Consider the following 10,946-nt stretch of genomic DNA (forward strand, 5'->3'; position numbering starts at 1 on the left):
ATTAAATTTTTTCTATTAAGTATTTTAAAAAAACTCTATTAGAGATAAGATTATGACTGACTAGTTTTTCGTGAGTGTTATCACATCTTGCTATTCTTTCCAGAATAAAAATTCATTTAGAGAAAAAAATGAAAAAAACAGATGAACTACGTACAATACGAATTGATCCATTAATAACTCCATCTGAACTGGCACAAAAATATGCTATTACTTCAGATATTATGGATACTGTTATCACAACAAGACAAAATATTGCTCGTATTCTGACTGGAGAAGATTTGCGATTACTTGTTGTAATAGGTCCATGTTCCGTTCATGATCCTGTTGCTGCAGTAGAATATGCACATCGATTATATGAATTACGAGTAAAATACAAAGATCGTCTTGAAATTATCATGCGTACATATTTTGAAAAACCAAGAACAGTTGTTGGATGGAAAGGATTAATTTCAGATCCAGATTTAAATGGTAGTTTTCGAGTTAACCATGGATTAGCGCTAGCCCGAAAATTATTATTAGATATTAATGCATTAGGAATGCCTGCTGCAACAGAATTTCTTGATATAGTTATAGGTCAGTTTATTGCAGATTTAATTAGTTGGGGAGCTATTGGAGCAAGAACAACTGAAAGTCAAATTCATAGAGAAATGGCTTCTGCTCTTTCTTGTCCAGTAGGTTTTAAAAATGGCACTGATGGAAATATAAAAATTGCAATTGATGCTATTCGCGCTGCAAAAGTCCGCCACTTGTTTTTAGCTCCTAATAAAAACGGACAGATGACAATTAATCATACTAGTGGAAATCCATATGGACATATAATTATGAGAGGAGGACGTTCTCCTAACTATCATTCTGAGGATGTTGATTTAGCAATACAATGTTTGCGCGAATTTAATTTATTTGAACGTTTAATGATAGATTTTAGTCATGGTAATTGTTTAAAAGACCATATTCGTCAAAAAAACGTCTCTAAATCTGTTTCCAATCAAATTTCTCGTGGTTCTCAAGCTATATTTGGTGTTATGATTGAAAGTTTTTTAGAAGAGGGTTTCCAAAAAGTAGTAGATAATCAAACATTAATATATGGTAAATCAATTACCGATGCTTGTTTAAATTGGAAAGATAGTACTTTAATTATTCAACAATTAGCAGATGCTGTAGATACGCGTTTTTAATTTATATGCTAGTCAAAATAATTGACTAGCATTTTTAAAGATTTTAAAAATATTTTTATTAAGGATTTAAGAATGCCTGTAATAAGATTTTGTGATGGAAGTCAACAGGTCTATAAGAATTCTGTTCGATTAATAGAAGTTATTAAGCATTTACAACCAAATATAACAAAATCTATTATTGCTATTACTGTTAATAGTCATTTTTCAAACTTTAATACTTTAATTACAGAAGATTCTTTTGTAGAATTTATTAAGATCCAAGATAATAAAGCATTAAATGTTATTCGATATTCTTGCGCGCAACTTTTAAGTTATGCTGTAAAAAATATATGGCCACTTGCACAAATTTCTGAAAATAATATTACAAATAATGGTTTTTACTGTGATATAGATTTAAAAAACAAAATTACAGAAGAAGATTTTGTATTATTAGAAACTGATATGAAACGTCTTATTAAAAAAGAATATAATATATTACATCAATTAGTTTCTTATGATCAAGCCATTGAAATATTTCAAAAACGTTGTGAAAAGTATAAAATATCTTTAATAAATAAAAAAAATGATCCTAAAAAGAATATTGCTTTATATTATCATGAAAATTATGTAGATATTAATATAGGCATGCAAGTGTTAAATATAAAATTTTGTAAAAATTTTAAACTGCAAAAAATTGGAGGTGTTTATTGGGAAGGAAATAAAAAAAATAAGATGTTACAGCGTATTTATGGTACTGCTTGGTCTAATCAAAAAGAATTAGAAAAATATCTAAATTATTTAAAAGAATTAGAAAAAAGAGATCATAGAAAGATTGGTGTTTTCCTCGAATTATATCATATGCAAGAAGAATCTCCAGGAATGATTTTTTGGCATAATAAAGGTTGGATTATTTTTAATGAACTTGAGAATTTTGTTCGAAAAAAATTAAAAGAATATAAATATCAAGAAGTTAAAACTCCATTATTAATTGATAAATTAATATGGCAAAAAAGCGGGCATTGGGATAATTATAAAAATGCTATTTTCACAACACCATCAGAACATCGAGAATATTGCATTAAACCAATGAATTGTCCTGGTCATGTTCAAATTTTTAATAGTGAATTAAAATCTTATCGAGATTTGCCTATTCGAATAGCAGAATTTGGAAGTTGTCATCGTAATGAACCTTCAGGTTCATTGCATGGTCTTATGCGAGTACGTAATTTTACTCAAGATGATGCACATATTTTTTGCACGAGAGAACAAGTGCGTTCTGAAATTAACAATTGTATTAAAATGATATATGATTTATACAGTATATTTAATTTTAAAAAAATATTAGTTAAACTTTCTACTCGTCCAGAAAAACGTATTGGTACTGATTCTTTATGGGATCAGTCTGAAAAAGATTTATCTGATATGCTGATAGAAAATCATTTATCATTTCAATATCAATTAGGAGAAGGTGCTTTTTATGGACCGAAAATTGAATTTATTCTACAAGATTCTTTAGATCGAAATTGGCAATGTGGAACAATTCAACTTGATTTCTACTTACCATCACGTTTAAATTCATTTTATATTAATGAAAAGAACGAACGTAAAGTTCCTGTAATTATTCATCGGGCTATATTAGGTTCTATCGAACGTTTTATTGGTATATTAATTGAAGAATGTTCAGGAAATTTACCAACATGGTTATCTCCAATACAAGTCGTAATTATTAGTGTGCATAATATTGGTTTAGATTATATTAAGAAGTTAGTTAAAACTTTTTCTATTATCAACATTCGAATAGAATCTGATATAAGAAATGAAAAAATAGGCTTTAAAATTCGTGAACATACACTGCGTAAAATTCCTTATATACTAATTTGTGGAGAAAAAGAAATCAGCGCTAATAAGATATCTGTTCGAAATAGAAATGGAAATTGTTTTACAATGATTGATGTTGATGTTTTTATTAAAAAGTTACAAGAAGAAATTATTACTCGTAGCTTTTATCAAATGGAGGAATAAAGTATTAAAGGTGGAAAAAGAGTTCAATTAACACGTCCTAATCGAATAAATGGTGAAATCCGTGCTATTAAAGTTCGTCTTACAGGCGTTGAAGGAAATCAAATAGGTATAGTTCATTTACGTGAAGCCTTAGAAAAATCTGAGGAATTAGGTTTAGATTTAGTTGAAATAAGCCCGAATGCTGAACCTCCTGTTTGTCGTATTATGGATTATGGAAAATTTCTTTATGAAAAAAGCAAGTCTTCTAAGGAACAAAAAAAGAAACAAAAAATAATTCAGATAAAAGAAATTAAATTTCGTCCAGGAACAGACGAAGGTGATTATCAAGTAAAATTACGTAATTTAATACGTTTTTTAGAAGATGGAGATAAAGTTAAAATTACTTTAAGATTTAGAGGTCGAGAAATGGCACATCAAAAAATTGGTGTTGATGTGTTAAATAGAATTCAAAATGATTTAATTGAGTTAGCAAGTGTTGAATCATTCCCATCTAAAATTGAAGGTCGTCAAATGATAATGATTTTAGCTCCAAAAAAGAAACAGTGATCTTTACTAGATATTCTTCTGAATATATAAATTATTTTTAAATAATTTTTATATTTTTTTATAATTTAAATGAAATATTTTATGTCTAAAATTAAAACTTTAAAAAGTGCAGCAAAACGTTTTAAAAAAACTGCATCTGGTAAATTTAAGCGTAAGCAAGCAAATTTACGTCATATTTTAACAAAAAAAACAACAAATAAAAAACGTCATCTTCGTCCTAAGATTTTAGTATCTAAAGGAGATATAGATAAAGTTAAATCTTTTTTACCATATGCGTAAATCAACTTATTTGTTAAGATTTTACGAATAGGAGAGCATATATGGCTCGTATAAAACGTGGTGTAGTAGCTCATGCTCGTCATAAAAAAATTTTAAAACAAGCAAAAGGTTATTACGGAGCTCGTTCTCGTATTTACAGAGTAGCGTATCAGGCAGTAATTAAAGCAGGTCAGTATGCTTATCGTGATCGAAGACAACGTAAAAGACAATTCCGTCAATTATGGATTACTCGTATTAATGCAGCTGTGCGTCAAAGTCAAATGTCTTATAATAATTTTATTTTTGGTTTAAAAAAAGCATCGATTAACATTGATCGAAAAATATTGTCTGATATTGCTGTGTATGATATTTTTTCATTTAATATATTAGTTCAAAAAGCAAAAGAAGCTTTATTATAATAAAAAGATCTTAAAATATAAGAGGGGAAAATTACTCTCCCCTCCATTATTACTAATTCAAATAATCAAATCGAATATTTGATATTATTTTTTAAATTTCAACATATTAGTTGAAAATAAGCTTCCTTCATGGAAGCTTTTAGTATTTTAGATGTTATATAAAATATATATTAATAAAAATAAGACCATAAAATGTTAACTTTAAACAAATTGCTCAACATTATTAAAATAGATATAAAAAATTCAAAAAAAATAGAAGAATTAGATGAAATTCGTATTAAATATTTAGGGAAAAAAGGTATTTTAACTTCATATATAAAAAATTTAAAAAATTTTTCTTTTGAAGAAAAAAAAAAGTATAGTATTATGATTAATAAAATTAAAAAAGAAGTTATTCAAACAATTGATCAAAAAAATACAAAATTAACTAATCTTATTTTAGAAGAACGTATTAAAAAAGAACATATTGATATCTCTCTTCCTGGACGTCGCATCAAGAATGGTGTTTTGCACCCTATAACATATACTATTAATTCTATAGTAAATTTTTTTTTAAAATTAGGATTTCAATCATTAAATAGTCCTGAAATAGAAGACGAATATCATAATTTTGATGCTTTAAATATTCCTAAAAACCATCCAGCTAGGAATAGTCAAGATACTTTTTGGCTTGATAATAATCGTTTATTAAGAACCCAAACTTCAAATATGCAAATTCGAATTCTGAAAAAAGAAAAACCTCCCATTAGAATAATTTTTCCTGGCAAAGTATATCGTAATGATTATGATTCTACACATACACCTATGTTTCATCAGATCGAAGGTTTAATAGTAGATAAAAATATTAACTTTTCTCATTTAAAATGGATTATATATAATTTTTTATATGATTTTTTTGGAAAAGAAATTTCTATTAAATTTCGTCCATCTTATTTTCCTTTCACTGTACCTTCTGCAGAAGTAGATATTATTAATCATAAAGGAAAACCTTTAGAAGTATTAGGATGTGGTATGGTTCATCCTAATGTTTTAAAAAATGTTGGTATCAATCCAAAAATTTATTCTGCTTGTGCTTTTGGCATGGGAATTGAACGTATTATAATGTTACGTTATGATATTTCTGATCTTCGATCTTTTTTTGAAAATGATATAAGGTTTTTAAAACAATTCAAATATAATTAGTGAGATACAATGAAATTCAGTGAAAAATGGTTACGTGAATGGATAGATTTAAAAGTTGAAAGTCATGTTTTATATGACCAAATTTCTAGTGCTGGTATTGAAGTTGAGTCAATAGAAAAATTTAAACCTGTGTTAAATGGAGTTGTAGTTGGCAAAATAATAAAATGTATTACGCATTCTCAATCTGATAAATTAAAAATAATAAAAGTAGATATAGGTATAAAAAAATTATTAAATATTGTATGTGGAGCGTCTAATTGTCGTAATGGGATAAAGGTTGCAGTTGCTACTATTGGATCTTTATTAAAAAAAAATATAAAAATTGATATCAAATTTATAAAAGGAGAATTATCTGAAGGAATGTTATGTTCTTATTTTGATTTAGGCATGTTTTATAGCAATAAAGTTATTGAATTAACTCATGAAATTCCTTTAGGAACTAGTATTAATAATTGTTCATTATTACAAGATAATATCATTAAAGTTTCTATTACATCTAATCGTCCAGATGGTTTAAGTATTTTAGGAATATCACGTAATATAGCTGCTATTAATAATTTTAGACAAGTTACTTTAAAACAAAAAATCATTCCTGCAGTAATTCAAAGAAAAATTAAAATCAATATTCAATCTGAAAAAAAATGCATTCGTTATTCAGGAAGAATTATAGAAAATATCAATGTAAATGTTGATACTCCTGATTGGATGAAAAAAAAATTATTTTTTTCTGATATGTTATCAGAAAATATAATTACTAATATTATTAACTATGTATTAATTGAATTTGGTCAGCCATTAAATGCATTAGACTCAGATTATATTTTGGAAAAAAATATTATAGTTCGTATGGCAAAAGATTATGAAAACATAGTTTTACAAGATAATACTCAGATAACTTTAAATAAAAATATATTAGTTTTTTCTGATAGAAAAAAAATATTATCTCTTCCTGGAAATATAAATTCTCATCATGTTGATATTAATAAAAACACTAAAAATATTTTTTTAAATGCGTATTTAATTAAAAAAGGTTCAATGTTTGATATTTTTAAACTTGTTAATAATAATAAGATATTAGAATATTACAATTATGGGATTGATCCATTAAAGCAATTTGATGCCATTGAGTATGCAACTGATTTAATTATAAAAATCTGTGGAGGAATTCCTGGTCCAATTAACACTAAAGATATTAATTCATTTATTTTTTATAATAACAAAACAATAAGGTTGAATCATAAAGTACTAAATAAAAAAATTGGGTTTTTTATTCATGAAAATATTATTTCAAAAATTTTATATAATCTTGATTATCAGTTGACTTTTACAAAAACTTTTTGGGATGTTGTGCCTCCTAGTTGGAGATTCGATATATTAATTGAAGAAGACGTAATTAGTGATATAATTCGAATATATGGATATAATAATATAAGTTTAACTCCGTTACAAGAAAACTTAAATATCATCAAAAAAAATAAATCAGTAGATTTTTTGTTAAGCAGATCTACTACTATATTGGTAAATAAAGGTTATTATGAAGCAATAAATTATGGCTTCATAGATCCTAAAATATGTAATATAATTTTTCCAAATGAAGAAAAAATATTATTATCTAATCCTATTTCTCAAGATATGTCTTGTATGCGTTCATCTCTATGGCCTGGTTTACTTAAAAATATTTCATATAATAAAAATCGTCAGCAACAAAGTATTCGTTTTTTTGAAAGCGGATTTTGTTTCTCTATAGATAAGGAAGAAACTCTTGGTATAAGACAAGATATGTTTTTATCTGGAGTTATAAGTGGAAATTTCATTGAAGAAAATTGGCATGATAAAACAAGAAAAGTAGATTTTTATGATTTAAAAGGAGATTTAGAATCTGTTTTAGAATCAATATGTGATATTAATAATATAGAATTTCAACGTAAATTGGTTTCTGGATTGCATCCTGAACAAAGCGCTGCAATATATCTAAAAAATAATTATATTGGTAGTATTGGTGCAATTGATCCTAGATTAGAAAAAAAACTAAATGTGAATAGTGCTACTTTTTTATTTGAAATATCTTTTAAGAATTTTTTAAATATTAAACCATTAAAAATTAAAGAAATTTCAAAGTTTCCTACTATTCGAAGAGATATTGCAATATTGATTGCAGAAGATATTCCAGCTTATGCTATTATTAAAAAATGTAAAAAATTTTTTACAAACAAAAAAGTAGAAATTAATTTATTTGATGTATATTCTTGTAAAGAATTTGCTAGTCAGAAAAAAAGTTTAGGTATTAGTTTTATTTTTCAGGACGAAAAAAAAACTTTACAAGATAACGAAATTGATTTAATGATGAATGATTGTATAAAAACATTAAAGGAAAAATTTCAAGTTATCTTAAGGAAATAAGCTTATGGTTCTTACAAAATCTGAAATTTTAGAAAATTTATTCGAAAAATTGCAATTAACTAAACAAGAATTAAAAAAATTTGTAGACTTTTTTTTTGAAGAAGTTAGAAAGTCTTTAGAAAAAGGAGAAGATGTTAAATTGTCTGGATTTGGAAACTTTCAAATAAAAAACAAGAAAGCTCGTCCTGGAAGAAATCCAAAAACAGGAGAAAATATTCTCATAACAGCTAGAAGAGTAGTTACTTTTAAAGCTGGTCGAAAACTCAAAAGTAGAATTGATTATTATTATTTAAAAAAAAAATAACATCTAATTTTATTAGAATTTTTTAAATTTTTTACAAGAAATAAAATATGCGAATTTCTGATTTTTCTTTTAATTTACCAAAATCACTTATATCTTTTTATCCTTATCTTATTCGAAGTCAATGTCGTTTAATGATTGTAGATGGAAATACTCATAAATTATCTCATAAATATTTTTTTAATATTATTGATGAAATTAATTCTGGTGATTTACTAATTTTGAATGATACAAAAGTGATTCCTGCTCGATGTTTTGGATATAAAAATAGTGGAGGTAAAATTGAAATTTTAGTTGAACGAATATTAGATTTTAATAAAATTTTAGTAACTATTAAAAATAGAAAAAATATTAACATTGGAACAAATATTTTTTTTGGATATAAAAAGAAAATTATGAGTTCTATTATCGATTATAAAAATTCTTTTTTTACAATTTTATTTCATAATCAAATTAATTCAGCTATTGATATTATTAATACTATTGGAGAAATTCCTTTACCTCCTTATATCAAAAGATTTAAAAATACATTAGATACAGATTTCTACCAAACTGTTTATAAAAAAAAAATAGGTTCTATTGCAGCACCTACTGCTGGACTGCATTTTGATTTACCTTTATTAGATGATTTACGTAATAAAGGTGTAAATATTGACTATATTACTCTTCATATAGGCTCTGGAACTTTTCAACCTATTAAAACTATTAAAATTGAAGATCATATTATGCATTCTGAATTAGTTGAAGTTTCTTCTTTTTTGATACAAAAAATTAAATCTTGCAAAAAACAAGGTGGTCGCATTATTGCAGTTGGAACTAGTACACTGAGAGCTTTAGAAAGCGCTTATAATTCATCCGCTTGGAATAAAAATAAAAATTTTATAAGCGATACTGATATTTTTATATATCCTGGTTACAAACATAATGTTGTTGATGCATTAATTACAAATTTTCATTTTCCTCAATCAACATTAATTATGTTAGTAGCTTCTTTTGTCGGTTATAAAAAAACTATGAATGCTTATCATGAAGCAATAAAGCATAAATATCGTTTTTTTAGTTATGGCGATGCAATGTATATTACTTTTAATAAACATGCTTCATATGAAAAGGTAGTTGCTTAATTTTTAAAATAAATCTTATCAATTATTTTATAAAAAATATGAGAAAAAAATGAATTTTAAAGTTTTACATCAAGATGGAAATGCTAGATATGGTGAATTTTATTTTAATAAAAAAATAATAGCAACTCCTATTTTTATGCCTGTAGGAACTTATGGTGCAATACGCAGTATTAGTACAGAAGAACTTAAAAATACAGGAAGTAAAATTATTTTAGCTAATGCATTTCATTTGCATTTACGTCCTGGAGAAGAAATTATTCAATTACATGGCGGTTTACATAATTTCATGAACTGGTCAGGACCTATTCTTACTGATTCTGGAGGATTTCAGATTTTTAGTCTTTCAAATTTTTGTAAAGTTAATGAAGAAGGAGTCCTTTTTAAAAATTATATTAATGGTGAAAAAATTTTTTTAACTCCCAAACTTTCTATAAAAATTCAATCAATTTTAGGTTCTAATATTGTTATGATTTTTGATCAATGTATTGCATACAATCATAATTGGGAAAAAACCAAAATAGCAATGGAACGTTCTCTAAATTGGGCTAAAAAAAGTCGTTTATACTTTGATTTATATAATAATAATAAAAATTTATTATTTGGCATAATTCAAGGAGGAATTTACCGATCTTTACGTGATACATCACTTAAAGAATTAATAAAAATAAATTTTGATGGATATGCATTAGGAGGTTTGGCTGTTGGTGAATCAAAAGAAGAAATGTATTCATTATTAGAACATATTTGTCCTCAGATACCAAATAATAAACCTCGTTATTTAATGGGAGTAGGCAAACCGGAAGATTTAGTTGAAGCAGTAAGTCGAGGTATAGATATGTTTGATTGTGTTATGCCAACTCGTAATGCTAGAAATGGTTATTTGTTTGTTACAAATGGTATAATTAAAATTAGGAATAAAAAATATAAAACAGATTTATCTGTTTTAGACGAAACTTGTACTTGTTATACTTGTCAACATTATACTCGTTCTTATTTGTATCATTTGCATTCTTGTAATGAAATTTTGGGAGCTCGTTTAAATACAATACATAATATACACTATTATCAAACATTAATGTTTAACATACGAACATCAATTAAAAACAATACATTTAATCAATTTATTTTGAATTTTTATAATCAAAAAAAAAATAGTGATTTTAAAAATAATTTTAAGGAAATATAAATAATGAGTTTTTTTATTCAAAATTCTTATGCTGCAATAAATACATCTTCAGAATCTGGTAATTCATATTCTTTGATATTTATGTTAATAATATTTTTATTAATTTTTTATTTTGTTCTTTTTCGTCCTCAACAAAAAAAAGATAAAGAACATAAAAATCTTATGAATTCTCTTGTTGTAGGAGATGAAGTCATAACAACTAGTGGTTTATTAGGAAAAATAAAGAAAATCACAAAAAATGGATATATTTTACTACAACTAAGTGACACAACAGAAGTTTTCATAAAAAAAGATTTTATAGCATCATCTTTGCCTAAAGGAACTTTAAAATCTTTATAATATATTTAAATTTGT

Annotated in this window: 11 protein-coding genes; all 11 read left to right on the top strand. The window is 25.5% G+C overall.

Annotated features, from left to right (window positions below; translation table 11 throughout):
- The first annotated feature begins 128 nt into the window (after positions 1–128).
- The 11 genes from D9V59_RS00600 to yajC all read left to right on the top strand — a co-directional run bounded on the left by D9V59_RS00600 (position 129) and on the right by yajC (position 10,931).
- On the top strand, positions 129–1,175 hold the full coding sequence (locus D9V59_RS00600; protein ID WP_158364088.1) for a 3-deoxy-7-phosphoheptulonate synthase: 1,047 nt from the start codon (positions 129–131) through the stop codon (positions 1,173–1,175).
- Positions 1,176–1,247: 72 nt separating this feature from the next.
- On the top strand, positions 1,248–3,176 hold the full coding sequence (gene thrS / locus D9V59_RS00605) for a threonine--tRNA ligase (RefSeq protein ID WP_158364090.1): 1,929 nt from the start codon (positions 1,248–1,250) through the stop codon (positions 3,174–3,176).
- 3 nt (positions 3,177–3,179) lie between these two features.
- The gene (gene infC, locus D9V59_RS00610) at positions 3,180–3,722 is read left to right on the top strand and encodes a translation initiation factor IF-3 (protein ID WP_158364092.1); all 543 of its coding nucleotides are present in this window, start codon (positions 3,180–3,182) and stop codon (positions 3,720–3,722) included.
- An 81-nt stretch (positions 3,723–3,803) separates the two neighbouring features.
- Positions 3,804–4,001 carry a 50S ribosomal protein L35 gene (gene rpmI / locus D9V59_RS00615; RefSeq protein WP_158364094.1) on the top strand — a complete coding sequence of 66 codons (198 nt, stop codon included), beginning with the start codon at positions 3,804–3,806 and terminating at the stop codon, positions 3,999–4,001.
- A 41-nt stretch (positions 4,002–4,042) separates the two neighbouring features.
- Positions 4,043–4,399 carry a 50S ribosomal protein L20 gene (gene rplT, locus D9V59_RS00620; protein WP_158364096.1) on the top strand — a complete coding sequence of 119 codons (357 nt, stop codon included), beginning with the start codon at positions 4,043–4,045 and terminating at the stop codon, positions 4,397–4,399.
- A 192-nt stretch (positions 4,400–4,591) separates the two neighbouring features.
- Entirely contained in the window at positions 4,592–5,581 is a 990-nt protein-coding gene (gene pheS / locus D9V59_RS00625) for a phenylalanine--tRNA ligase subunit alpha (RefSeq protein ID WP_158364098.1), read from the top strand.
- 9 nt (positions 5,582–5,590) lie between these two features.
- Positions 5,591–7,981, top strand: a complete 2,391-nt coding sequence (gene pheT / locus D9V59_RS00630) for a phenylalanine--tRNA ligase subunit beta (RefSeq protein ID WP_158364100.1) — start codon at positions 5,591–5,593, stop codon at positions 7,979–7,981.
- Between the two features lie 4 nt (positions 7,982–7,985).
- Complete coding sequence (locus D9V59_RS00635; protein WP_158364102.1) at positions 7,986–8,285, top strand: integration host factor subunit alpha; 300 nt, start codon at positions 7,986–7,988, stop codon at positions 8,283–8,285.
- Positions 8,286–8,332: 47 nt separating this feature from the next.
- Complete coding sequence (queA, locus tag D9V59_RS00640) at positions 8,333–9,406, top strand: tRNA preQ1(34) S-adenosylmethionine ribosyltransferase-isomerase QueA (protein WP_158364104.1); 1,074 nt, start codon at positions 8,333–8,335, stop codon at positions 9,404–9,406.
- Between the two features lie 49 nt (positions 9,407–9,455).
- Positions 9,456–10,592, top strand: coding sequence for a tRNA guanosine(34) transglycosylase Tgt (gene tgt, locus D9V59_RS00645; protein WP_158364106.1), 1,137 nt, complete (start codon positions 9,456–9,458; stop codon positions 10,590–10,592).
- Between the two features lie 3 nt (positions 10,593–10,595).
- Positions 10,596–10,931 (top strand): preprotein translocase subunit YajC, encoded by a 336-nt coding sequence (gene yajC / locus D9V59_RS00650; RefSeq protein ID WP_158364108.1) that lies wholly within the window; start codon positions 10,596–10,598, stop codon positions 10,929–10,931.
- The last annotated feature ends 15 nt before the right edge of the window (positions 10,932–10,946 follow it).

The sequence above is a fragment of the Buchnera aphidicola (Artemisaphis artemisicola) genome (assembly GCF_005082365.1).
Lineage (GTDB): Bacteria > Pseudomonadota > Gammaproteobacteria > Enterobacterales > Enterobacteriaceae > Buchnera > Buchnera aphidicola_AR.

Coding starts and splice junctions, on each gene's coding strand:
- D9V59_RS00600 (WP_158364088.1), top strand. CDS start 129: ATGAAAAAAACAGATGAACTACGTACAATACGAATTGATCCATTAATA.
- thrS (WP_158364090.1), top strand. CDS start 1,248: ATGCCTGTAATAAGATTTTGTGATGGAAGTCAACAGGTCTATAAGAAT.
- rpmI (WP_158364094.1), top strand. CDS start 3,804: ATGTCTAAAATTAAAACTTTAAAAAGTGCAGCAAAACGTTTTAAAAAA.
- rplT (WP_158364096.1), top strand. CDS start 4,043: ATGGCTCGTATAAAACGTGGTGTAGTAGCTCATGCTCGTCATAAAAAA.
- pheS (WP_158364098.1), top strand. CDS start 4,592: ATGTTAACTTTAAACAAATTGCTCAACATTATTAAAATAGATATAAAA.
- pheT (WP_158364100.1), top strand. CDS start 5,591: ATGAAATTCAGTGAAAAATGGTTACGTGAATGGATAGATTTAAAAGTT.
- D9V59_RS00635 (WP_158364102.1), top strand. CDS start 7,986: ATGGTTCTTACAAAATCTGAAATTTTAGAAAATTTATTCGAAAAATTG.
- queA (WP_158364104.1), top strand. CDS start 8,333: ATGCGAATTTCTGATTTTTCTTTTAATTTACCAAAATCACTTATATCT.
- tgt (WP_158364106.1), top strand. CDS start 9,456: ATGAATTTTAAAGTTTTACATCAAGATGGAAATGCTAGATATGGTGAA.
- yajC (WP_158364108.1), top strand. CDS start 10,596: ATGAGTTTTTTTATTCAAAATTCTTATGCTGCAATAAATACATCTTCA.